This window comes from Ruegeria sp. BB10, assembly GCF_056535725.1.
In genome coordinates this window covers 2872178-2894903 of sequence record NZ_JBQFIW010000001.1, presented here as the reverse complement: position 1 = coordinate 2894903, position 22726 = coordinate 2872178, and the positions used below count along the sequence as shown (strand labels likewise).

Here is a 22726-nt window from a genome sequence, read left to right as displayed (position 1 = left end):
CGTCAGGTGTCTTTCATCAGGGCCTCAAGCCCGGTGCGGTAATCAGGATAAAGCAGACGTATGCCCAGTTCGTCCTTGATCCGGTCATTCCTGACCCGCTTGTTTTCGTTATAGAAACTGCGGGCCATTGGGGTCAGATCAGCCTCGTCGAACGGCACCTCTGGCGGTAAGGGCAGGCCCTGCAACTCAGCGGCATAGGCAATCACGTCCTGTGGTGGCACCGGCTCATCATCGCAGACGTTAAATATGGCACCAGGGTTGGGCGCGGCCATCGAGGCGGCCAGAACCTGTGCGATATCCGCGACGTGAATGCGCGAAAACACCTGACCGGGCTTGATAATACGCCGCATCCCCGCCCGCTTGAGCTTGGAAAACGGACCGCGACCGGGACCATAGATGCCCGCCAGCCGGAAAATATGTGTGGGCAGCTCAGGGATGCTCATCCACTGCTGTTCAGCCTTCACCCGCCATCTGCCACGCTCAGCCATGGGCGCAGGCGGGGTAGTTTCATCCACCCATGCACCCTGATGATCGCCATAGACTGCTGTCGTCGACAGATATCCAACCCATTCAAACTGCGCAGCCCGCGCGGCAATCTCATCTTGCAGGGCAGCCAGCACCGGGTCTCCGTTCGCTTTCGGCGCCGTCGAAATCAGCAAATGCGTCACCCCGTCCAGATTCGGCACCTGCCCTGGCCAGACCAGCGGGTCTGCTCCGGATGCGCGAATAGCGGGGGATTGGGCCGGGTCGCGTGTGGTGCCGTAGATGCGCCAGCCTTGTGGATTCAGTAGCTGGGACAAGGCTTGCGCCGAATATCCGTGGCCGAACGAAAAAAGAGTTCCTGTCATGGCGCCTTAGATGATCCGCAATCCCGGCGGATGCAAGCAATTGCGCCGGAATACTTGATTCGAATCCCTCAATGCGCCTTTCTTTTGAGTATGAGTGACAAAACGCCCAATCTGCACGCTGCCTATGCCCTGGACTCACCGGAAGAACACAAACGGCTCTATGCCGAGTGGGCCGGGGACTATGACGATTCCTTTGCAGCACTTGAAGACTATCAACTGCACATCCACACGGCCCGTGCCTTTGTGAGCGCGGGTGGGCAAGGCCCGGTTCTGGATGTGGGTGCCGGCACAGGATTGTGCGGTGCGGTTCTGGCCGGTCTGGGCGTCGGGCCAATTGATGCCACGGATATCAGCGCCGAGATGCTGGATCAGGCCATGCGCAAGGATATCTACCGCGATGCGATTGAGGCAGACCTGAACCAGGGTATCCCGGTCCCGCGCGACAGCTATGCGGGCATCGTATCCTCGGGCACTTTCACCCATGGCCATCTGGGCCCCGAGGCCCTGCTCGCCCTGTTGCGCATTGCCCGCCCCGGCGCACAGTTCGCCCTGTCGATCAACGCAAAGCACTATGAGAAAATGGGCTTTGCCGAAACCTTGCACAAACTGGCGCAGGGCCAGATTCGAAACCTGACCCTGCCCGAGGTGCGCATCTACGGGGACCTCGCCGCAGGCCCCAACAAGGATGACACCGCGTTGATCGCCTTGTTCGAGCGGAGCTGATCTTTTAGGTATACATCTGCTTTTTGAAAGCGCGCGTCCGCGTCGTCGCCTCGGCCGAGCCGTCGTGATAGGTGCCAAACCACTTGTCGAACGGAATCTCAGAGGTGCCGTAGTTGCACTCGAAATACCGATGATGCAACTGGTGGAAGAAGTCCCCTGCGCGGGCGGCATCGGTTTCCCGGGCACGCAGCTTTTCAAATCCGGAATGCGACAGGACCGGGCTGACCTGTTGGAAATAGGCATGGAACAGCAGGTGCAGCGGATGCGAGGGCACGATCAAGTGGATGAAGTAGGTGGTGAAATATAGGAAGTTTTCGAACCAATGGTTTGAAATGCCTGACCACGGCCCCGTATTTACGTTGCGGTGATGCACGGCATGCACGTGTTTATACAGCTTGGGGTGATGTTCCAGCCGATGCACCCAGTAAAAATGCAATCCCGACCACATCGGGATGAATGCCAGCCAAACCATGCACCAGACCGGCGCGCTGGCCCAAGTTACGGTGGGCACATAGCCGTTCGCCATGGCCCAGTAGATGATCCACTGATACACTGTTGCGACTGTCATCGCGCTGCCCAGCGTCCACCAGATATTGTCCCAAACCTGATTGCGAAAGGTGAACGTGCCGTTGCTGCGGGTTAGGTCGCGGCGGTCGAACTTTTTGTACATGCCCTGCCCTTTGCGCATGTACAGCCACCAGTGCAGACCACCCGCGATTAGAATCTGAGGCACCATGTTCAGCAGCCAAATGCGGAACATCCAGCCGGGTGCAAAGGTTTTCATCGTCTCTAACCCTGGGAAAAAGAGCGCATAGGCTGTCACCGCCAGCACCAAGCACAGCGTCAGCGACGTGATCTGCAACCAGGCGCCGCTATACCATTTCAGCACGGCAGCGGGGCGCGGAGGCCAGTTGAACAACGGGTTCAATCCCACTGGCCCCTCAGGGTGGTAATTCCAACGGGCGGCTTCGGGGTCCTGAGTGGAATCGGTCATAGCATTACCCTTTATGTGGCGTAGTCTGAGCCATCGGCATCCAGCAGAGCCTTGATTTCGCGCAGATGCGCATCGGCCTGATCGGGATACTCGTCCAGTTCCTGTGCCGTCTTTTCGGCAATCTCATCCGACAACACGCGCAACGATTGGCCGGTTTGCAGCGCACGGATATACGTTTCGGCCGCGCGTTCGAAATAGTACAACCGGTTGAACGCATCCGCGGGATCGCTTCCGATCACCAACACGCCATGGTTGCCCATGATCATGACCTTCTTCTGCGGATCCGACAGCATTGACGCGCAGCGCTCACCTTCACTTTCAAAGGCCAGACCACCAAATTCGTTATCCACCACATAGCGATTGTAGAAGGTGGCCGTATTCTGATCGATCGGCGGCAGGCGACTGTCGGCCAGCGAGGCCAAAACGGTGGCAAAGATCGAATGCACATGCATCACACAGCGCGCATGCGGGCAGTGGCGGTGGATCGAGCCATGCAATCCCCACGCGGTTGGGTCAGGCGCACCGGGCTGGGACATGACGTCCGGGTCATTGGCATCCAGCAGCAACAGATTCGAGGCCTTGATACGGGCAAAATGCATCTGATTGGCATTCATCAGAAACTGCGTACCATCTTCATTCACTGCCAGACTGAAATGATTGGCGACGCCTTCATGCATGTTCAGGCGTTCTGTCCAACGAAAGGTGGCGGCAAGATCTACGCGGTCCTCCCAGTGGTCGATATTGGGGCGCAGGTTTGTGACGGTCATTGCGGGCTCCGATAGGGTGGTTGGGGCTGCTGAAAAGCCTGCCTGCGCTTTAAAAAATTGACCAACGAAAAAAACAGACCTAATTCATAAGTTGAGCTAATGGCAGGATTATGCGAATGCAGAAACAGCTTCCTCCGCTGGGGTGGTTACGCACATTTGAAGCCGCTGCGCGCCACTTATCCTTCACCGGCGCTGCCCGCGACCTGAACATGACCCAAAGCGCGGTCAGCCAGCAGATCAAATCGTTGGAGGGATATCTGGGTCAGCCCCTGTTCCTGCGCCGCCCGCGCGCGCTGGAACTGACCGAGGCCGGCATCACCTATCTGCCGGTGGTGCGCGAGGCGTTTCGAACGCTGGTCCGCGGCACGCAAGCCGTCACAGGCGCGCAGCAAAACGCCGTTCAGGTGCAAAGCAACATCACGTTTGCCGTCAATTGGCTGGCCCCGCGCCTGCCGCAATTCCGCGAGGCACACCCAGAAGTCCAACTGAACATTTTTACCGAATTATGGGAGCCGCGGGAGATGGCCGAAGGGGCCGCCGTGGAAATCCGATTTTCTCTGCGCCCATCCGATTTGGTGCGAACGGAATTGTTGCGGACCGATTATTATTACCCAGTCTGTGCGCCGGGCTATGAAGTGATGCTGGACACGCTGCAACTAAAGCCGTTGTTCGATTGTTCGAATCTGCTGTCAAACTGGGCAAATTGGGCCGAAGAACAGGCTCTAATTTGGGGAAATCCGCCTATCACTTACTCGACAACCTATTTGGTCAGCCTGTCCGTCGCGATGGCAGGCGGGGGGCTATGCCTGACCCACGACACTATTGCACGCGGCTTGATCGAACAGGGGCGGCTTGTGGCCCCCTTTGCCCATCGCGCTCCAATGCCCGAAGCCTATTACCTGTTATTGTCACCCCAAGCCGAAGAAACCCCGGGGGCGCTGGCCTTTGCAGATTGGTTGCGCCGCGAGATGGAGGCAGACGCGCAGCCTTGATATGGGGCACTCCCGCCCATCGTCACTGCCGCTGTGCGGCACTTCCTCTGGTTGGGCCCGGCAGCGCTGACGCGCTGCGTGACGGTTTCATGACAGCTGTACGGTGGGGGTTGAACCTTTCTCTGCATTCAGGAAAGTTGAGCCATGGAATACACACCTTTCCCAAGCTGGCCCGATGTCGCCCCTAAATTGATTGCCGTTGCCGCGGGACGGGAGGCCGCGGATTTGGTCATTCGCGGCGGCACTTGGGTGAATGTACATAGCCGCGAAACCCTACCCGATCACGACATTGCCATTGCCGCCGGGCGCATCGCGTATGTTGGGCCCGACGCGTCCCATTGCATTGGCCCCGACACGCAGATCATCGAAGCACATGGTCGCTATATGCTGCCGGGACTGTGCGACGCCCATATGCATATCGAATCGGGGATGTTGACCCCGGCTGAGTTTGCCCGTGCGGTGATTCCGCATGGCACCACCTCGATGTTCACCGACCCGCATGAGATTGCGAATGTGCTGGGGCTGGACGGCGTGCGCATGATGAATGATGAGGCGCTGATGCAGCCGGTGAACATCTTCACGCAGATGCCGTCATGTGCGCCGTCGGCACCGGGGCTTGAGACCACAGGTTATGAGATTACGGCCGAGGATGTGGCAGAGGCCATGAACTGGCCGGGCATAATCGGGCTGGGCGAGATGATGAATTTCCCCGGTGTTATTCACGGCGATCCAAAGATGCTGGCTGAAATCGCGGCGACTCAGCGAGCCGGGAAAACAGTCGGTGGGCATTACGCTTCGCCTGATTTAGGGCCTGATTTTGCAGCATATGTGGCCGGCGGACCAGCGGATGATCACGAAGGCACCTGCGAGGCCGATGCCATTGCCCGAGTGCGGCAGGGCATGCGGTCGATGATGCGGCTGGGCTCGGCTTGGTTTGATGTGGAAAGCCAGATCACAGCGGTCACCGATAAAGGATTGGACCCGCGCAATTTCATCCTGTGTACCGATGATTGTCATTCCGGCACCCTGGTCAATGACGGACACATGAATCGGGTTGTGCGCCATGCAATTGCTTGTGGTTGCGATCCGCTGGTGGCCTTGCAGATGGCAACGATCAACACGGCCACCCATTTCGGGTTGGAGCGTGAGATCGGTTCGATCACTCCGGGACGGCGAGCGGATATTATTCTCAGCTCGGACCTGACGGAGCTGCCCATCGAGATGGTCATTGCCCGCGGTCAGATTGCCGCCGAAAAGGGCGCAATTTCAGTGGATTGCCCGCACCTGAACTGGCCGGGTACTGCGCGCGACACCGTACATTTGGGGCACGCACTGACCGGTGCGGATTTCGAAATCAATGCCCCCGCAGGTGCCAATCGTGTGCAGGCCAATGTGATTGGCGTTGTGGAAAATCAGGCCCCCACAAAGGCGCTGAAATGCGAGCTGCCAATCATCGGCGGTTTGGTCGAAGGCGAAGGCGAGGTCTGCCAGATCGCGCTGGTCGAGCGCCACCGCGCCACCGGGGGGGTGACAAACGCCTTTGTCTCGGGCTTTGGATATCAAGGCAAAATGGCGATGGCTTCGACTGTGGCGCATGACAGTCACCACATGATCGTTGTCGGCACCGACCGAGACCAGATGGCACTGGCAGCAAACCGTTTGGCCGAGGTGGGTGGCGGCATCACTATATTCCGCGATGGCGCGGAACTGGCACTGGTGGAACTGCCCATTGCAGGCCTGATGTCGGATAGCCCAGCGACTGAAGTGGCGGCGAAAGCAGAACAGATGGTCGCGGCTATGCAGGCCTGCGGCTGCCAGTTGAACAACGCGTATATGCAGCACTCGCTGCTGGCCTTAGTCGTGATTCCCGAATTGAGGATTTCAGACCTTGGGCTGGTGGATGTGCGGACCTTTGAAAAGATCGACCTTTTGGAACCCCTTGCATGACAATAATCAGAACACCCGACGTTCCTACACCCGAGAAGTTCACCGACCCCGCGGCGGCGGTGGTTCGTCTGGAACAGATTTACGATCAGGCGACCCAGTTCCTCTGCGACAGCTTTGCAAAGGCAATAGAAGGGGAGGCACCGCCCGAACGATTCAGAGCCTATTACCCGGAAATTCGCATCAAAACCGCGACCTATGCTCAGGTCGACAGTCGGCTTAGTTTTGGTCATGTCTCTGAACCCGGCACCCATGCAACCACGGTGACACGGCCCGATTTGTTCCGGTCCTACCTGACGCAGCAGATCGCACTTTTGATCCGCAACCACGGCCAACCTGTGTCCATCGGTGCCTCAGACACGCCGATCCCGGTGCATTTCGCTGTTGCCAACAACCCTGATCTTGTCGTCCCGCATCAAGGTGCGGCCGGGTTTACGCTGCGCGATGTGTTCGACGTGCCGGATCTGACAACAACCAATGATGACATCGTTAACGGGGTTCATGATCACGAAGGGGATCACGGCCCGCTGGCCTTGTTCACCGCGCAACGGGTGGATTATTCGCTGGCACGGCTGGCGCATTATACGGCGACCGATCCCAGCCATTTCCAGAACCACGTGTTGTTCACCAACTACCAGTTCTATGTGTCCGAATTCGAAAACTACGCCCGATCACAGCTGGCCGATCCGGAAAGCGGCTATACAAGCTTTGTTTCAACCGGAAATGTCGAGATCACCTCGCCAGATGGCACATTGGACCAACCCCTGAAACTGCCGCAAATGCCGACCTATCACCTCAAACGCGAGGATGGGTCCGGGATTACTCTGGTCAATATCGGGGTGGGGCCGTCGAACGCCAAAACAGCCACCGACCATATTGCCGTCCTGCGCCCGCATGCCTGGTTGATGGTGGGCCATTGCGCCGGGTTACGGAACACGCAGGCATTGGGGGATTTCGTGCTGGCCCATGCCTATCTACGCGAAGACAAGGTACTGGACGACGACCTGCCCGTCTGGGTGCCGATCCCGCCCCTGGCCGAGGTTCAGGTCGCGTTGGAACGCGCCGTGGCCGAAGTCACCGAACTGGAAGGCTATGAACTCAAGCGGATCATGCGGACAGGCACCGTCGCCTCGGTCGACAACCGCAACTGGGAACTGCGCGACCAGTCCGGCCCGGTGCAGCGCCTCAGCCAATCCCGCGCGATTGCGCTGGATATGGAAAGCGCCACCATCGCCGCCAATGGCTATCGGTTCCGGGTTCCATACGGCACATTGCTGTGTGTTTCCGACAAACCGCTGCATGGTGAATTAAAGCTTCCCGGCATGGCGTCGGCGTTCTATACCACTCAGGTCAGCCGCCATCTGGCGATTGGAATCCGTGCGATGGAACACCTGCGCGGCATGCCGTTAGAGCGTCTGCACAGCCGGAAATTGCGTTCATTTGACGAAACGGCCTTTCTCTGAAGCAAAAAAGCAACGAAATCCCCCTATTTTTAGGGTTTTCGACGCTACTATTCGTTGTGTTCGCCCACAATATCCCGTTACAGTTACGCGGTGAGGCCCTATTTATCGGGCACGTTAAGGAGACCAAGAAATGGCAAAGCCTATGACAAAGACTCAGCTGGTTGCTGCTCTCGCTGAGGAAATGGGAACCGACAAGAAAGCTGCAAACGCTGCGCTTGAGGCCGTGACCGGCCTGATCACCCGCGAAGTGTCGGCTGGTGGTGCGGTAACCCTGCCCGGTGTTGGCAAAATCTACTGCCGCGAGCGCCCCGAGCGCATGGTGCGCAACCCCGCCACCGGCGAGCAGTTCAAGAAAGAGGCCGACAAGGTGGTCAAGATGACCATCGCGAAGGCTCTGAAAGACAGCGTGAACGGCTGATCCCAGTCTATACGGACAAGCGATTGAGGGCCGCCGATTGGGGGCCCTTTTTCTTTGCCTCAGTGCAGGCTTAGCAGCACTTCCAGATCGCGGCGGTTGAGGCGGATCATCAAAGCCCTGTCATCAGCAGACAGTTTTGCCCCTTTGCGAATGTATGCCTCGAGATACGCGGCAATTTCACTGGTCGAGCGATAGTACAAATCCGGCGAAGACCGGCTGAGTTCATCCACAAGCCTAAACAGCAGCTTCTTCTGTTTTTCCGAGTCCAGATCTTTGCGTTTTTCTTCCAGCATGAAGTTTCCTATCACCCTTACAGACGAGGTAGGGCTTCATAGCTCTTCAACAACTCTTACGCGTTGTTTCTTTCCGATATTTTGGGCGCTTTTTTTGCACCTAGCGACTAGAAGCAATTTCGATTGCGATGAGTTCTTTCGGCCCAAAGATCAAAACCCTGTTTAAAAACTTAAATTGGCAACCAGCAATCCGCCTCGTCAAAATAAAACTTCGTGAAAACTGGAGGCGCAAGGAAGGGATTTGGCCTCAATAAGACTTCTATCAAGGCTGTTTCATCTGGAAGCTTTTCACTACTTACTAAAGAACTTTCGGCGTCAATAACCCAGTGGTGCAAGTTTTTTGATTTTAGAACCGCGACGAAAGCGTGCTTCTTCAAACAGCCAACTTTCGCGGTTTCATCAATCAAACGAATGTAGGAAGTTTGTCGACCGCTCAGGCTCTCAAGAGCCGCCATTCGATAGGACTGATAAGCAAAAGCAAAGGCAAGCAATGAGAATAGCAGTAAAAGAATTATTCTTTTCATAATCTTAAGCTACGAATACACAATTGATTTCACAAGCCGACGCAAAGCCATAATCTTACTCTGCAAAGCTGCGAAAACTGCCTGCTTTTCCGATGGAAACAACGGGCGCCTTGGCGCCCGTTGTTCGGTTAATCGCCAAAGTTGATCAGTGAACCGTCTCAACCTTGTGGAAGTCCAGATCGCGGTCTTCAGGCATCGAGTCGATGCTCAGTACCTCTTTGCGCTTGGCGATCAGGATATAGACCACGCAGGCCAGATACAGGCCGACGACCACCGCTCCGATCCACTGGATCTGCAACCACTGGCTCTGGAACAACAGGGTCAGCACGAACAGCAGCACGACGTTGCCTGCGACATAAATCGCCTTGCCAAACCGCTCGACCGTCATGTTCAGGTTGTCGGTGTAGAGCCTAATAAGCGAGTCCAGCGAGTTGATTACGAAGGTCACGCCTACAATCACCATCGCGATGTTGGTGATGCCTGCGGTGCTGATGCCGTTCAGGTGGTAGTAGTAGAGAACGGTGAACCAGATCGCCAACGGGATCGACGGGAAGATCAGCAGCGCTGCCAGCAATTGCCAGGTCTTCAACCCACCCACAAAGCGCGAGGTGAACTGGCCAATCATGATCGACCACGCAAACCACCAGAACAGGTAGAAGGCGTGATAGTCGGTCAGCGGCAGGACGAACTTGTGCAGATTGGCGAAATAGGCCCCGATATTGCTGCTGGTTTCCGCAAAACCTGTAAAGCCCATGCCAGCTGCAACCCACATGCCAAGGATCAGCGCCAGAAACAGAAAGGTCGAACCCACCGAAAGGATACGCACGTATTTCAGGTCGGTCGACGAATAGGCCGCCGCCAGAATGACCACAAATACGATGACATAGAAGGTGGTGACCACGGATTCGCCGTCTCCGACCTCGGGCAGGTAGCCGGGCAGGTAGATCAGGAACAGGCTGGCGGTAAAGGCGCAGGTGCCGATGATGACCACGTTGTTGATCAGCTTGATCAGCGGGATCTCAAAGAACTTGACCCGCGGTTCGATCACGCAGAAGTAGAATGCGGTCAGGAAATAGAAGGCCCAGATCAGAAAGCCCCAGAACCCGAACTCGATCGCCAGCGGATTGGCAAAGGCATAGGCTGGATCTTCGGCATAGCCGCCGAACTCGGTCAGCGGGAACATGATCAGACCTACATCCAGACCGGATGTGAACAGGATCGCGATGAAGGTGAACAGATGAACAGGTGTCACACCGACACAGCGCAGATTCCACCATTTCACAACGAAGAAAGCGACCAGGCCCAAAGCCAATAGGACGCCAAAAGACAGAATGTATTCCAGAAGCACTGACAAACCTCCCATAATCAGCCAGATTTTTCGCATTTATCTTTAATTGGCCGGTCAATCAATAAAAACGTCGCAGTTTTCACGCTTGCCCCAAAGGTGTGGTTTTTTGGCAAGGGGCGCTTGCGGCCTGATAGAAATTCGGAAACAGTCGCCGCGTTCTGACTGGGGGATGCTCAATGGATCTGCGCGCCATCGCCATGGGGCTGGTTTTTGCTTTTATCTGGTCCTCGGCTTTTACCTCAGCCCGGATCATCGTTGCCGATGCGTCGCCTCTGTTCTCGCTGGCACTGCGATTCTTGATATCGGGATTGATAGGCGTGGCTATCGCACGGGCCATGGGGCAAAGCTGGCACCTGACCCGATCCCAGTGGCGCGCTACAATTCTGTTCGGAATTTGCCAGAATGCCCTTTATTTGGGTCTGAATTTCTATGCGATGCAAACAGTCGAAGCCTCGGTGGCGGCTATAATCGCGTCCACCATGCCGTTACTGGTCGCTTTGGCCGGATGGTTGTTTTTGGGTGAAAAGCTGCGTCCGGTTGCGGTGCTGGGTCTGATCGCCGGATTTGCTGGCGTCGCCCTGATCATGAGCACCCGCATCGGCGGTGGCCTCGACCTGTTTGGTGTGGCTTTGTGTTGTATCGGGGCGCTGGCGCTGACTTTTGCCACACTGACCATCCGCGGCGCCACATCGGGCGGCAATTTCATGATGGTAGTCGGATTGCAGATGCTTGTGGGCTCAGCCGTTCTGTTTGTTGCCGCCCCCATATTCGAGACGATCTTCATCCACCCAACCGTGCCCCTGGCGATGGCCTTCACCTATACCACTTTGTTCCCGGGCCTGTTGGCCACGCTAATCTGGGTTCTGCTGCTGGACCGGATCGGAGCCACCCGCGCGGCGACCTTCCATTTCCTCAACCCGGTCTTCGGCGTTACCATCGCCGCTATTCTATTGGGTGAAAAGCTAGGCCCGCTGGATGCTGTCGGGGTTGGGATCACGACACTGGGCATTTTAGCAGTGCAGCTTTCCCGCCAACCTGCTCAGGGCAATAAAGCCTCGACCTGATGCAGCAGCTTTGGTGAGTCCGGTTTCACATTTGCACCATATGTAGCGACGACTTCCCCGTTGGGATCGAGCAATATTTTGTTAAAATTCCAACCAGGCTCAAACCCGGTTTGCGCCTTTACCTCCTTGTAGAATGGATGGGCATCGGCACCCCTGACCGGCGTAATATCCGTCATTGGCAATGTTAGTCCATAATTCAGCTCGCAGAATTGCCGGACTTCTTCAGCAGACCCTAACTCCTGATTGAACGAGTCTGACGGCACGGCCAAAACCACAAGTCCGCGGTTAGAATAAACCTCATGCACCTTTTGCAGAGCTTCATATTGTCCGGTAAATCCGCAGTGTGACGCAGTGTTAACGACAAGAACCGGTAGTCCCCTCCAATCTGCGATCGAAATGGTGCCACCATCGATTGACGCGAATTCTCCGCCCAACGGCGCGGCCTGAACGGCGCGACCAAGCATTATCAAAGCCGTTAGTAGAAGCATTCTGATCATTACATACCCTCCCTTTGCTCTCATTACGTATGGAAACCGATTGCAGATCACCTGCACGACTGCGCGAGAACACTGAAATAGGGCTTTGAATTCTGCACCCCTGCCCCCAGATTATGCCACAAGTCTAATGACCGGAGGACCCATGACCCAATTCACTAAATCCCCCGAGGCCATCGCGGCATTGTCGCCCGAAGAGTTTCACGTCACGCAGCGCAGCGGAACTGAGCGCCCGGGAACCGGCAAATACCTGAGCAACAAGGAACCGGGTATTTACGTGGACATCGTCTCAGGCGAGCCGTTGTTCGCCTCGACCCACAAATACGAATCCGGTTGCGGCTGGCCCAGTTTCACAAAGCCCATCATCCATGAGCATGTGGAGGAGTTTCACGACGCCACCCATGGTATGATCCGCACCGAAGTCCGCTCGAAACACGGCGACAGCCATCTGGGACATGTGTTCCCGGACGGCCCGCGTGAACATGGCGGGCTGCGCTACTGTATCAACTCTGCCGCCTTGCGATTCGTTCATCGCGATGAGATGGAGGCCGAAGGTTATGGCGAGTACCTGATCCATGTGGAGGACATCAAATGACCGAACAACGCGCCGTTCTTGCCGGGGGCTGTTTCTGGGGCATGCAGGACCTGATCCGCAAATTGCCGGGCGTGTCGCGCACGCGCGTTGGCTATACTGGCGGTGACGTGCCCAATGCCACCTATCGCAATCACGGCACCCATGCCGAAGGAATTGAGATCTTTTTCGATCCAGCCAAGATAACCTATCGCGAATTGCTGGAGTTTTTCTTTCAGATCCACGACCCGACCACGCCGAACCGTCAGGGCAATGATCGCGGGATGAGCTATCGCTCGGCCATCTATTTTGTCGATGACGAGCAAAAACAAGTGGCGCTGGATACGATCGCCGATGTGAATGCCAGCGGTCTGTGGCCCGGCAAAGTGGTGACCGAGGTCGAGCCCGTCAGTGATTTCTGGGACGCCGAGCCCGAACATCAGGATTACCTGGAACGTATCCCAAACGGTTACACTTGCCACTTCCCACGCGCCGGATGGGTTCTGCCCAAACGCGACGCGGCTGAATAATGGTGATAGTCCCCTGCGGGGCTATTCCGACGCAACGCGGGGCCTGCCACTGGCCTCAACGGTGACCATAGCCTCGACGAATACCTCCTGCGCTTCGATACGGGCAGTGCGGATGTCCCGGTCAACCACGACCCGTATATCCGCAGCCCCGGCCTGACGCACAGCGCCCTCTGCCTCGTCCCGCAGCACCGATTCAAGCATGTCCAGCGCCTTGTCGGACGCGGTGAAATCCTGTGGACCGTCCTCAAGATGTACCCTGAACCGCCCCTCGGACGGGGATGTCACCGTGCCGGACCGGCGCAGGGTCAGCCGTCCGACCACAGCACCGATAGCGTTGGCCACGCCCGCGTGTTCAGGCAGGATCATGCGGGCGTGCAGTCGTTCCCCAACCGCTGGGTAATAGCTGGGGGCCGAGGCCCCAAGACCCACCACATCCACATTCAACGCTGTATCCAGCGCCAAAAGTCCACGATGGCGCGCCAGCCCTTTTTGCGTCAGAACGTGACGGGCAAGATCGGCAGAGGGCACGCCAAAGTCATCGGCCTCTTCAGCAAAAGCACTCTCTAACAAGGTCAATGCGGTCTGTTTGGTCAGCTGATCCACGATCATCTGCGCCAGCTTTTCCGGTGATGCGGCCAACATGTCGCCGGATCCTACACGCTTGCGCGCGACAATCTCCAACGCTTTACGCGCCGCATCCGCATCCCACGCATCCAGCCGGCCCAACATATGGCTGGCATCCGAAGGCGTCACGCCAGAGACCTGAACGATCCCGCGATCCACCAGGCGCATCAGGGCACCGTTTTCCATCCGGGTGCGCAACAGGTCACTCAGCGGCATGACATTATTGCCCAACCGCTCCATCAACGCCTCTTCCCGCGCGCCCAGGCCTTCGGCGTGGATGCCTGGGACCTGGCGGGCAAACCGGGTATCATGTTCGCCCACCGTTGTGGACCGCAATTGCATATCCAAAACCGCGTGGACAACATCTGGTGCCTCAGATGCAATCAGGGAAACCGGCAAAACCCGTCGCGGCCCCAAAAACACACCGCCACCCAAACCTTCGGTCACCACATGCATCTGACTGTCACCACCCAGACCATGGGTACGCATCGCCACGGCTTCAACCATGGTGCGGAAACCGCCGACCTGAGCGCCCGCTGGGTCAATTGCAGGTTTGCCATCGCGGATCAGGGCCACATCCGTGGTCGTTCCACCGATATCCGACACCAGCGCATTCTCTGCCCCGGTCAGCCAACTGGCTCCGACGATAGACGCCGCAGGTCCGCTGAGGATGGTCTCAATCGGGCGTTCCCTTGCCTGTTCGGCACTCATCAACGCACCATCTCCACGCACAACCATCATCGGCGCGGTGATGCCCAATTCCAGCAACCGATCCTGTGCGCGCCCGATTAACCGGTCGATCATCCCGATCAAACGGGCGTTCAATACCGCCGTCACCGCCCGTTTCGGGCCGTTCAATTTGGCTGACAGATGATGTGAGCATGTCACCGGTGCGCCGGTCCTGTCGGTGATGATCCGTGCGGCCTCCAGCTCATGTGCGGGGTTGCGGGTGGCAAATTGCGAGGCCACCGCAAAGCCAGATATGCCTTTATGAGAGTCTAAAAATGCGTCCAACGCGGTCACATCCAACGGCGTGGTCTCTCCCCCGGCATGGGTGTGACCCCCGGAAATTACCAGCGCCGGATCGCCCTTCAGCGCATCCCGCAATCCGTGCTTATCCAGATCGCCATCCTTGAACCCGATGTAGATTAACGCAACCCGTCCACCCTGCCCTTCAACGAGCGCATTCGTGGCCAGTGTGGTCGACAAGGACGCCATGGAAATCTGCCCCGGTGCCACCTGCGCCGCATCCAGAACCGCCTGAATAGCCTTACCCACACCGATCGCCAGATCAGCTCGCGTGGTCAGGGACTTGGCCGAGGCGATCACCTCACGCTCATCCCGGATCAGCACCGCGTCGGTGTATGTTCCACCCGTATCCACCCCCAAAGCCAGCGCCATCGGGTTCTCCTTCCTGTTCGCTGCTGATGGGTGTAGCGGTTTGGACCGACACGTCCAGCCTGTTTGCGGCACTTACGCCAGTTGTTCGACCGCCCAGCGCGCGGCATCTGCCACCGTTGGGTCTGAGTCTTCCACCAATCCTTGCGCCACCGGTCGCAACGAAGCCATTCCCGAATTGCCGATGGCATACAGAACATTACGCACGAACCGATCGCGCCCGATCCGTTTGATGGGCGACCCGGAAAACTTCGCCCGAAACGCGGCATCGTCCAATACCGCCAGCTCCGCCAGGGGTGGCGCTTTCAGATCGTCCCGTGCGGCGTACCGGACATCGCTGGCCGCAACGGCGAATTTGTTCCACGGACAGGCTGCCAGACAATCGTCGCAACCGTAAATCCGATTGCCCAGCTTGCCGCGCAGGTCTTCCTCAATCGGACCTTTATGTTCGATTGTCAGATACGAAATGCAGCGCCGCGCATCCAACTGATACGGGGCCGGAAACGCATCCGTTGGACATGAATCCAAACAAGCCCGGCATTTTCCACAATGATCGGTTTCGGCCACGTCGACCGGCAAGTCCAATGTCGTGAAAACAGAGCCTATAAAGGCCCAATTTCCCCAATCTCGGCTGACAAGGTTGGTATGTTTCCCCTGCCAACCCAGCCCTGCGGCATGGCCTAACGCCTTCTCTGGAACAGGCGCGGTATCAACAAAGACCTTAACTTCTCCGCCGCATTCGGCAATCAGCCAGCGCGCCAGCCGCTTCAACCGTTTCTTGACCAGATCATGATAATCCTTGTTCTGCGCATAGACAGAGATCGCCGCCCTGTCTGGATGATCCAGTATATCAGTCGGATCATGCTCGGGCGCATAGCTTTCGGCCAGCATGATCACCGACCGCGCCTCGGGCCACAGGGCCGCCGGATCACCCCGCCAATGGGTACGCTCAGCCATCCATCCCATTTGCCCATGATATTCAGCCTGAAGAAATGCCTCCAGCCGTGACGGCACCTGCGGTACATCCCAGGGTCGACAGATCCGGCAAGACACAAAGCCCTCGCTCAGTGCCTGCGCCACCAACTTTTCCTTTAGATCCGATCCGCTCTTCATCTGGCTAAAAATATCCTTGGGGGTGAATTGGCCTATAGGGCCAAAAAGGGGCAGACAGCCCTTGTTCCACCCTATCAGAAATCCAGATCGGCGTAATGCGCAGGGGGTCGGAATCCAGGCACCTGATCGGCAAGAATCGACCGAAACGCGGGGCGTGACTTGATCTTGGCATACCAGTCTTTCACCGCTTGCGATCTATTCCAGTCCACGTCCGAGATATAATCCAGCGCTGACAAATGTGCAGCAGCGGCAAAATCGGCCAATGTCATCTGATCCCCCGCCAGCCAACGGCGGTGATCCAAAAGCCAGGCCATGTAGTCCAGATGATATTTGATTGCCCGCGCGCCTTCCTTGACGTTCTTGCTGTCCGGATAGCCTTCACCGGTGACTTTCTTGTTCACACGTTCATACAGCAGTTTCGAGGTCACCTCGTGGTGGAACTTATCATCGAACCACCCCACCAAACGCCGCACTTCGTACCGGCTTTCGGGTGTTTTCGGCATCAACGCAGGCTCCGGACGCGTTTCCTCGATATATTCACAAATCGCCGCGCTTTCCGCCATCACCTGCCCGTCCAGTCGCAACACCGGCACCTTTCCGGCAGGGTTGCGGCGCAGGAAATCCGGGTCTTTCTCCCAGTATTTCTCCTCGACCAGCTCAACCTCGATCTTCTTTTCCGCCAAAGACAGACGAACCTTGCGGCAATAAGGGGACAGGGGAACGTGAAACAAACGCGCCATGAGCTTCCAATCGAACCAGTGTATACCCCCCAGCTTTAGCCTTGAGGGGTGTTGAGTTTCAATCCTCGAAACAATCCGCGCGACCATCTGCGCGGATGGTGGCCGCTCCATCCAGGATCGACGCGGCCCGTCTGCGCGTCCGCACTGACGGATCAGTGACTGAGCGATTGCGAGGTGAGGGCAAAATCGCCGCGATCCGGGCCGCCTGAACCGGACTCAGCCGGGCAGCGGATACGTTGAAATTGCTTTGAGCCGCCGCTTCGACCCCAAATACGCCCTGTCCGGTTTCAGCGACGTTCAGATAGACCTCGAGAATACGCTGTTTGCTCCAGAAGATCTCGACAACCGGCGTGATCGAAGTTTCCAGCGCTTTACGCACCCAGCTGCGGCCCTGCCACAAGAATACGTTTTTCACCACCTGCTGGGTAATGGTCGACGCCCCACGTGATCCGCCATCTTCAAGCGCATCGCGAATTGCCTCAACGTCAAAGCCCCAGTGTTGGCAGAAATTCGCGTCCTCAGCCGCAACAACTGCACGCGCCATGACGGGTGAGATTTCCTCGATCGGGACCCAGTCACGCTCGACCTTGCCCAGCCTACGCCATTCCGACCAGATCGTGTGTGTCACGGGCGGGTTTACCACCGAATACAAAGCGACCAATGCAACGACCAACACAACGGCCGCCAACAAGCCACGACTGACCCATCGGCGAAGCCGTTGCATCAGTGGGGTTTTGGCTTTGGATGCCTTTTTTTTCTTACCGCTTTTTTTGCGGACCGCTGCTTTTGCCATGTCACAGCTATACGACGTTGGGCGCGCGTTTGAAACGGGTGTTGTCGGTATAAGGATTTAAGAAAACCCGCGCAGCCAATTGGCGCGCGGGTTTGAGACTGGTCTGTTGCAACCCGTTATTCAGCCGGAACAGCCGTTGCTTCGGTGGTCAGAGGGTGGCTGAGCTTGTTCAGCATCTCTTTCGGGCAAACCTGCAAGAAGTTGGCCTTTTCAACATCCCAATGCTGCAGAATGTCGGCGGCCTTGCGGCTGAAGGTTTCGGCCTGATGGGTTTCGATCAGCGATTTCAGCTGATCTTCCCAATGGTCGACGGTCACCGGGCAGGTCACCAGCGTTTCCATGTTCATCAGCGCCTGCGCCTTGCCTTCCGGGTCGTACAGATAGGCCATACCGCCGGTCATGCCCGCGCCAAAGTTGGCACCAATATCACCCAGGATCACCGCGATTCCGCCGGTCATGTATTCACACCCGTTCGAACCGCAGCCCTCGATCACAACCTTCGCGCCCGAGTTGCGAACCGCGAACCGCTCGCCCGCGCGACCTGCGGCAAACAGGTGGCCATCGGTGGCGCCGTACAGGACGGTGTTGCCGATGATAGTGTTGTCATCCGCCTTCAGCGGGCTGACCTGTGGCGGACGCACGACGATGGTACCACCCGACAAACCCTTGCCGACATAGTCATTGGCGTCACCCGACACTTCCAGCTTCAGACCGGGTGCTGCAAAAGCCCCCAGCGACTGACCGGCCGAGCCCTGCAGTTTGACGTGCAGGTGATCGGACTGGAACGTGTTCCGCATGCCAAAGTTCTGCACGATATGGCTCGAGACGCGGGTGCCCACAGTCCGGTGCGTGTTCTGCACCGCATAGGACAGCTGCATTTTCTCACCGTCTTTCAGGAACCGCGCCGCATCCCGCACGATTTCAGCGTCCAGCGTATCCGGCACCGCGTTACGGTCCTTGTCGCGATTGTAGACGATATCATGCGCGCCATCGACGGTGATCAGCAGCGGGTTGAGGTCCAGATCGTCCAGATGCGCCGATCCACGGCTGACCTGCGCCAACAGGTCGGCCCGGCCGATGATCTCATCAATCGAGCGCGCGCCGAGGCTGGCCAGCAGCTCACGCACTTCCTGCGCGTAGAAGGTGATCAGGTTCACCACCTTGTCTGCATTACCGGTGAATTTGGCGCGCAGGTCCTCGTCCTGCGTACAGACACCAACCGGGCAGGTGTTCGACTGGCACTGACGCACCATGATACAGCCCATCGCGATCAGGGCGGCAGTGCCGATGCCGTATTCCTCGGCCCCCATCATCGCGGCCATGACGATATCGCGACCAGTCCGCAGACCACCATCGGTCCGCAGGGTGACACGATCGCGCAGGTTATTCATTGCCAGAACTTGATGCGCCTCGGTCAGGCCCATCTCCCACGGCAAACCGGCATATTTGATCGACGTCGCGGGCGACGCACCTGTACCACCGTTGTGGCCCGAGATCAGGATCACATCCGCCTTGGCCTTGGCCACACCGGCGGCAATCGTGCCAACGCCCGAAGACGCCACCAGTTTCACCGTCACCTTGCAGCGCGGGTTGATCTGTTTCAGATCATAGATCAGCTGCGCCAGATCCTCGATCGAGTAGATATCGTGGTGCGGCGGCGGCGAGATCAGCGTCACACCCTTGGTCGAATGGCGTAAACGCGCGATCAGGTCGGTGACCTTCATGCCCGGCAGCTGACCACCCTCACCCGGTTTCGCACCTTGGGCGACCTTGATCTCCAGCTCTTCACATTGATTCAGGTATTCCGCAGTCACACCGAACCGGCCCGACGCCACCTGTTTGATCTTGGCTGACGGATTGTCGCCATTGGGTTCCGGTACGAAATGGGCCGGATCTTCACCACCCTCGCCCGAGTCGGATTTCGCACCGATCCGGTTCATCGCCACGTTCAGCGTCTTGTGCGCCTCGGGGCTGAGTGCACCCAGCGACATGCCCGGCGTGACAAAGCGTTTGCGGATCGAGGTGATCGATTCCACCTCTTCGATCGGCACCGGTTTGCCCATGGGTTTGAAATCCATCAGGTCGCGCAGATGGATCGGCGGGTTCGACTGCATCTTGGTCGAATATTGCTTCCACAATTCATATGAGGCCCTATTACAGGCCATCTGCATCATATGCATCGAGGTTGCTTCCCACGCGTGAGTCTCACCCGACTTGCGTGCTTTGTAGAAACCGCCGATGGGCAGCACATCCAGACCGCTGTCCCAACCCTTGGCGTGAATTTCTTCGGCTTTGACGCGGATGCCGTGAATCCCGATGCCCGAAATACGGCTGATCATGCCTGGGAAATACTCGGCCACCATGGCACGGCTCAGACCCACGGCTTCGAAATTCAGCCCGCCTCGGTAAGAGGAGACAACCGAGATACCCATCTTGGCCATGATCTTGAGAAGTCCCTGATCAATTGCCTCGCGATAGCGGGCCACATTTTCGGTCAGCGTGCCATCCAACAGGCCACGTTCAATGCGGTCGGCCAGCGAATCCTCGGCTAGGTAGGCGTTCACAACTGTCGCGCCACAGCCAATCAACACGGCAAAATAGTGCGGGTCGATACATTCCGCCGACCGCACGTTGAGCGAGCTGAAGGTCCGCAGACCCTGACGTGTCAGATGGCTGTGTACCGCGCTTGTGGCCAGGATCATCGGCATCGCCACTTTGTCCGGCCCGGAATACTGATCGGTCAGCACCAGATGCCCTGCACCAGAACGCACGGCCTCTTCCGCTTCGGCTCTGATACGGATCAAAGCGCGGTCCAGCGCGCCCTCACCGGGTTCAAAGCTGCAATCGATCTCAGCCAGCGGCGCGTTGAAGTTTTCGGCCAGAATTTCCCACTGAGCGTTGCCGACAAAAGGGCTTTCCAGAACGATGATCTCGGTCTGGCTACTGTCCTCGTCCAGCACGTTCTTGAGGTTCCCGAACCGCGTCTTCAACGACATCACGCGGTATTCGCGCAAGCTGTCGATGGGCGGGTTGGTCACCTGGCTGAAATTCTGCCGGAAGAAATGGCTCAGCGGACGGTACTGCTTTGACAGCACAGCCGAAGGCGTGTCATCCCCCATCGAGGCCAAAGCCTCTTTGCCGTCCTCGGCCATGGGTGCAAGGATCTGCTCAAGTTCTTCGACCGAATATCCAGCCGCGATCTGACGCTTGCGCAGTTCCTCACCCCTAAACAAGGGCTGTTCGGTTACACTGCCCAGCGTAGTGTCCAGATCGTTGATTTTGCCGACCCAGTCGCCGAACGGCAGGGCGCGCGCCAGCTTGTCCTTGATTTGCTTGTCACGGAACAGCTTGCCCTTCTTCATATCCACGGCCAGCATCTGCCCCGGACCCAGCGCGCCTTTTTCGGTCACAGTGGCCTCATCAATCGGCACCATGCCAGCCTCAGAGCCCGCAATCACCAGACCATCGCCCGTCACCACATAGCGCATCGGGCGCAACCCGTTCCGGTCCAGACCGGCACAGACCCAGCGGCCATCTGTCATCGCCAGCGCGGCGGGACCGTCCCACGGCTCCATCACCGAGTTGCAGTAGGAATACATGTCACGCCAGGCCTGCGGCAGTTCCACCGCCTGCTTGGACCAACTTTCCGGCACCAGCATGGTTTTCGCCATCGGGGCCGAGCGGCCCGCGCGCACCAGAACCTCGAAAACCGAGTCTAATGCGGCCGAATCTGACGATCCACCCGCGATGATCGGCTTGATGTCTTCGGCATAGTCGCCAAAGGTGCCACTGGCCATGCGGATCTCATGACTTTTCATCCAGTTGACGTTGCCCTTCAGGGTGTTGATTTCACCATTATGAGCCAGCATCCGGAACGGTTGCGCCAACCACCATTGCGGGAAGGTGTTGGTCGAATAACGCTGGTGATAGATCGCAAAGGCGGATTCGAACCGCTCATCCATCAGGTCGGGGTAGAAAACCGCGACCTGCTCAGCCAGCATCATGCCTTTATAGATGATCGAGCGGCAGCTCAGCGACGCCAGATACAGGTCCGAAATCCCGGAAGCAGCGGCAGCTTTTTCAATACGGCGACGGATGACGTACAGCTCACGTTCGAACGTCTCTTCATCTACACCTTTCGAGTTGGAGATCAGGATCTGTTCGATCTCGGGTCTGGTCGCGTTGGCCTTTTCACCCAAGCAGGTCACATCGACCGGTACGTGACGCCAGCCGTAGATGTAATATCCCATGCGCAGAACTTCGGTTTCTACGATGGTCCGGCACTGTTCCTGCGCGCCGAAATCGGTACGAGGCAGAAACACCTGACCGACAGCGATCAACTGGTCCAGATTGGGCTCATGACCTGTGCGGCGGATCTGGTCATAGAAAAAACGAACCGGGATCTGCACGTGGATGCCCGCACCATCGCCGGTCTTGCCATCAGCATCCACGGCGCCGCGGTGCCAGATCGCTTTCAGCGCATCAATACCGGCGTCGACAACCTTGCGTGATGCTTTGCCGTCAACGGATACAACAAGACCCACGCCACAGGAAGAATGCTCTTCTTCCTCAGAATAGAGACCGTTTTTTGCCATCCATTCACGTTTGGCTTCTTCGGCCCGTACCCAATCGGCATCATATTTGGTCATTGGCTGTCTCCTTCTTCCGAGGGGGCAAACATCGCCTCGACCTCGGCTTTGGTCATTTGCTTGCGCTCACCTGCGAACGCATACCCTTTGGGCTTTTTGTCGATAAAAAGTTCCAGTTGCAGTCCGTGGCCCGTGTCTTCGAACAGGCCCGCTGCTATTTCTGTGTGTCCGTGCATGTCGCCGGGCGCGGTGACCCGGTACCACAGGGCCGAGCCGCATTCGGCGCAAAAGGCGCGCTCGGCCCAGTCGGACGAGGTAAAGGTCTTGACCGGTCCCAGCGCGGCATACCCCTCTTCGGCTTGAAAACTCACCAGCATTGAACTGGTCCAGCGGCGGCACTGGTCGCAATGACAGGCACCCAGCGCATCCTTCGCTGGGGTGGCGGTGACGGTGACCGCACCGCACATGCATTGGCCTTGCAGTTCAGGCATTCCTG

At 57.6% G+C, this 22726-nt stretch carries 21 protein-coding genes; 8 read left to right on the top strand and 13 right to left on the bottom strand.

Going from position 1 to position 22726, the window contains the following annotated elements; genetic code table 11:
- Window positions 1-2: 2 nt before the first annotated feature.
- Window positions 3-848 carry an SDR family oxidoreductase gene (locus tag ACR3EP_RS14930; protein WP_425081167.1) on the bottom strand — a complete coding sequence of 282 codons (846 nt, stop codon included), beginning with the start codon at window positions 846-848 and terminating at the stop codon, window positions 3-5.
- 90 nt (window positions 849-938) lie between these two features.
- Here ACR3EP_RS14930 and ACR3EP_RS14925 point away from each other — a divergent pair, with 90 nt between their 5' ends.
- Window positions 939-1571, top strand: coding sequence for a class I SAM-dependent DNA methyltransferase (locus ACR3EP_RS14925; protein ID WP_170376693.1), 633 nt, complete (start codon window positions 939-941; stop codon window positions 1569-1571).
- A 4-nt stretch (window positions 1572-1575) separates the two neighbouring features.
- Here the strand turns inward: ACR3EP_RS14925 and ACR3EP_RS14920 are convergent, their stop codons facing one another.
- Complete coding sequence (locus ACR3EP_RS14920) at window positions 1576-2565, bottom strand: sterol desaturase family protein (RefSeq protein ID WP_480638530.1); 990 nt, start codon at window positions 2563-2565, stop codon at window positions 1576-1578.
- Between the two features lie 11 nt (window positions 2566-2576).
- Window positions 2577-3332, bottom strand: a complete 756-nt coding sequence (locus ACR3EP_RS14915; protein WP_480638529.1) for a class II aldolase and adducin N-terminal domain-containing protein — start codon at window positions 3330-3332, stop codon at window positions 2577-2579.
- A 116-nt stretch (window positions 3333-3448) separates the two neighbouring features.
- Between ACR3EP_RS14915 and ACR3EP_RS14910 the strand changes: the two genes are divergently transcribed.
- The 4 genes from ACR3EP_RS14910 to ACR3EP_RS14895 all read left to right on the top strand — a co-directional run bounded on the left by ACR3EP_RS14910 (window position 3449) and on the right by ACR3EP_RS14895 (window position 8149).
- Complete coding sequence (locus tag ACR3EP_RS14910; protein ID WP_480638528.1) at window positions 3449-4324, top strand: LysR family transcriptional regulator; 876 nt, start codon at window positions 3449-3451, stop codon at window positions 4322-4324.
- A gap of 144 nt (window positions 4325-4468) precedes the next feature.
- Entirely contained in the window at window positions 4469-6271 is a 1803-nt protein-coding gene (gene ade / locus ACR3EP_RS14905; RefSeq protein ID WP_480638527.1) for an adenine deaminase, read from the top strand.
- Window positions 6268-7731 carry an AMP nucleosidase gene (locus ACR3EP_RS14900; RefSeq protein ID WP_170550465.1) on the top strand — a complete coding sequence of 488 codons (1464 nt, stop codon included), beginning with the start codon at window positions 6268-6270 and terminating at the stop codon, window positions 7729-7731. Before ade ends, ACR3EP_RS14900 begins: the two co-directional genes overlap by 4 nt.
- A gap of 130 nt (window positions 7732-7861) precedes the next feature.
- The gene (locus ACR3EP_RS14895) at window positions 7862-8149 is read left to right on the top strand and encodes an HU family DNA-binding protein (protein ID WP_170349467.1); all 288 of its coding nucleotides are present in this window, start codon (window positions 7862-7864) and stop codon (window positions 8147-8149) included.
- Between the two features lie 59 nt (window positions 8150-8208).
- Here ACR3EP_RS14895 and ACR3EP_RS14890 read toward each other — a convergent pair whose 3' ends face one another.
- The 3 genes from ACR3EP_RS14890 to ACR3EP_RS14880 form a co-directional block, all read right to left on the bottom strand.
- Entirely contained in the window at window positions 8209-8442 is a 234-nt protein-coding gene (locus ACR3EP_RS14890) for a hypothetical protein (RefSeq protein WP_170550462.1), read from the bottom strand.
- Window positions 8443-8612: 170 nt separating this feature from the next.
- The gene (locus tag ACR3EP_RS14885; protein WP_170550459.1) at window positions 8613-8966 is read right to left on the bottom strand and encodes a hypothetical protein; all 354 of its coding nucleotides are present in this window, start codon (window positions 8964-8966) and stop codon (window positions 8613-8615) included.
- Between the two features lie 145 nt (window positions 8967-9111).
- Complete coding sequence (locus ACR3EP_RS14880; protein WP_480639032.1) at window positions 9112-10308, bottom strand: BCCT family transporter; 1197 nt, start codon at window positions 10306-10308, stop codon at window positions 9112-9114.
- Window positions 10309-10490: 182 nt separating this feature from the next.
- Between ACR3EP_RS14880 and ACR3EP_RS14875 the strand changes: the two genes are divergently transcribed.
- Window positions 10491-11378: a DMT family transporter gene (locus ACR3EP_RS14875; RefSeq protein WP_170361180.1), complete on the top strand. Its 888-nt coding sequence runs from the start codon at window positions 10491-10493 to the stop codon at window positions 11376-11378.
- On the opposite strand, the gene ACR3EP_RS14870 is transcribed toward ACR3EP_RS14875, so the two are convergent.
- Window positions 11354-11875 carry a glutathione peroxidase gene (locus tag ACR3EP_RS14870; RefSeq protein ID WP_480638526.1) on the bottom strand — a complete coding sequence of 174 codons (522 nt, stop codon included), beginning with the start codon at window positions 11873-11875 and terminating at the stop codon, window positions 11354-11356. The genes ACR3EP_RS14875 and ACR3EP_RS14870 overlap by 25 nt on opposite strands.
- A gap of 142 nt (window positions 11876-12017) precedes the next feature.
- Here ACR3EP_RS14870 and msrB point away from each other — a divergent pair, with 142 nt between their 5' ends.
- Entirely contained in the window at window positions 12018-12467 is a 450-nt protein-coding gene (msrB, locus tag ACR3EP_RS14865) for a peptide-methionine (R)-S-oxide reductase MsrB (protein WP_170361176.1), read from the top strand.
- Entirely contained in the window at window positions 12464-12973 is a 510-nt protein-coding gene (msrA, locus tag ACR3EP_RS14860; RefSeq protein WP_170349476.1) for a peptide-methionine (S)-S-oxide reductase MsrA, read from the top strand. Before msrB ends, msrA begins: the two co-directional genes overlap by 4 nt.
- A 21-nt stretch (window positions 12974-12994) precedes the next feature.
- Here the strand turns inward: msrA and ACR3EP_RS14855 are convergent, their stop codons facing one another.
- The 6 genes from ACR3EP_RS14855 to ACR3EP_RS14830 all read right to left on the bottom strand — a co-directional run bounded on the left by ACR3EP_RS14855 (window position 12995) and on the right by ACR3EP_RS14830 (window position 22721).
- Entirely contained in the window at window positions 12995-14998 is a 2004-nt protein-coding gene (locus tag ACR3EP_RS14855) for a hydantoinase/oxoprolinase N-terminal domain-containing protein (RefSeq protein WP_480638525.1), read from the bottom strand.
- A gap of 72 nt (window positions 14999-15070) precedes the next feature.
- Window positions 15071-16108, bottom strand: coding sequence for a tRNA epoxyqueuosine(34) reductase QueG (gene queG, locus ACR3EP_RS14850; protein WP_480638524.1), 1038 nt, complete (start codon window positions 16106-16108; stop codon window positions 15071-15073).
- Between the two features lie 74 nt (window positions 16109-16182).
- Complete coding sequence (gene fzlA, locus ACR3EP_RS14845; RefSeq protein ID WP_170349481.1) at window positions 16183-16848, bottom strand: FtsZ-binding protein FzlA; 666 nt, start codon at window positions 16846-16848, stop codon at window positions 16183-16185.
- 58 nt (window positions 16849-16906) lie between these two features.
- The gene (gene mtgA / locus ACR3EP_RS14840) at window positions 16907-17641 is read right to left on the bottom strand and encodes a monofunctional biosynthetic peptidoglycan transglycosylase (RefSeq protein WP_170349483.1); all 735 of its coding nucleotides are present in this window, start codon (window positions 17639-17641) and stop codon (window positions 16907-16909) included.
- A 116-nt stretch (window positions 17642-17757) separates the two neighbouring features.
- A complete protein-coding gene (gltB, locus tag ACR3EP_RS14835) occupies window positions 17758-22290 on the bottom strand; it encodes a glutamate synthase large subunit (RefSeq protein ID WP_170506479.1) in 4533 nt (1510 codons plus the stop codon).
- The gene (locus ACR3EP_RS14830) at window positions 22287-22721 is read right to left on the bottom strand and encodes a GFA family protein (RefSeq protein ID WP_170349486.1); all 435 of its coding nucleotides are present in this window, start codon (window positions 22719-22721) and stop codon (window positions 22287-22289) included. Before ACR3EP_RS14830 ends, gltB begins: the two co-directional genes overlap by 4 nt.
- Window positions 22722-22726 lie beyond the last annotated feature (5 nt).

Bases quoted from the DNA above. Each gene is read 5' to 3' on its own strand.
- ACR3EP_RS14930 (WP_425081167.1), bottom strand. From the start codon at position 848: ATGACAGGAACTCTTTTTTCGTTCGGCCACGGATATTCGGCGCAAGCC.
- ACR3EP_RS14925 (WP_170376693.1), top strand. From the start codon at position 939: ATGAGTGACAAAACGCCCAATCTGCACGCTGCCTATGCCCTGGACTCA.
- ACR3EP_RS14920 (WP_480638530.1), bottom strand. From the start codon at position 2,565: ATGACCGATTCCACTCAGGACCCCGAAGCCGCCCGTTGGAATTACCAC.
- ACR3EP_RS14915 (WP_480638529.1), bottom strand. From the start codon at position 3,332: ATGACCGTCACAAACCTGCGCCCCAATATCGACCACTGGGAGGACCGC.
- ACR3EP_RS14910 (WP_480638528.1), top strand. From the start codon at position 3,449: ATGCAGAAACAGCTTCCTCCGCTGGGGTGGTTACGCACATTTGAAGCC.
- ade (WP_480638527.1), top strand. From the start codon at position 4,469: ATGGAATACACACCTTTCCCAAGCTGGCCCGATGTCGCCCCTAAATTG.
- ACR3EP_RS14900 (WP_170550465.1), top strand. From the start codon at position 6,268: ATGACAATAATCAGAACACCCGACGTTCCTACACCCGAGAAGTTCACC.
- ACR3EP_RS14895 (WP_170349467.1), top strand. From the start codon at position 7,862: ATGGCAAAGCCTATGACAAAGACTCAGCTGGTTGCTGCTCTCGCTGAG.
- ACR3EP_RS14890 (WP_170550462.1), bottom strand. From the start codon at position 8,442: ATGCTGGAAGAAAAACGCAAAGATCTGGACTCGGAAAAACAGAAGAAG.
- ACR3EP_RS14885 (WP_170550459.1), bottom strand. From the start codon at position 8,966: ATGAAAAGAATAATTCTTTTACTGCTATTCTCATTGCTTGCCTTTGCT.
- ACR3EP_RS14875 (WP_170361180.1), top strand. From the start codon at position 10,491: ATGGATCTGCGCGCCATCGCCATGGGGCTGGTTTTTGCTTTTATCTGG.
- ACR3EP_RS14870 (WP_480638526.1), bottom strand. From the start codon at position 11,875: ATGATCAGAATGCTTCTACTAACGGCTTTGATAATGCTTGGTCGCGCC.
- msrB (WP_170361176.1), top strand. From the start codon at position 12,018: ATGACCCAATTCACTAAATCCCCCGAGGCCATCGCGGCATTGTCGCCC.
- msrA (WP_170349476.1), top strand. From the start codon at position 12,464: ATGACCGAACAACGCGCCGTTCTTGCCGGGGGCTGTTTCTGGGGCATG.
- ACR3EP_RS14855 (WP_480638525.1), bottom strand. From the start codon at position 14,998: ATGGCGCTGGCTTTGGGGGTGGATACGGGTGGAACATACACCGACGCG.
- queG (WP_480638524.1), bottom strand. From the start codon at position 16,108: ATGAAGAGCGGATCGGATCTAAAGGAAAAGTTGGTGGCGCAGGCACTG.
- fzlA (WP_170349481.1), bottom strand. From the start codon at position 16,848: ATGGCGCGTTTGTTTCACGTTCCCCTGTCCCCTTATTGCCGCAAGGTT.
- mtgA (WP_170349483.1), bottom strand. From the start codon at position 17,641: ATGGCAAAAGCAGCGGTCCGCAAAAAAAGCGGTAAGAAAAAAAAGGCA.
- gltB (WP_170506479.1), bottom strand. From the start codon at position 22,290: ATGACCAAATATGATGCCGATTGGGTACGGGCCGAAGAAGCCAAACGT.
- ACR3EP_RS14830 (WP_170349486.1), bottom strand. From the start codon at position 22,721: ATGCCTGAACTGCAAGGCCAATGCATGTGCGGTGCGGTCACCGTCACC.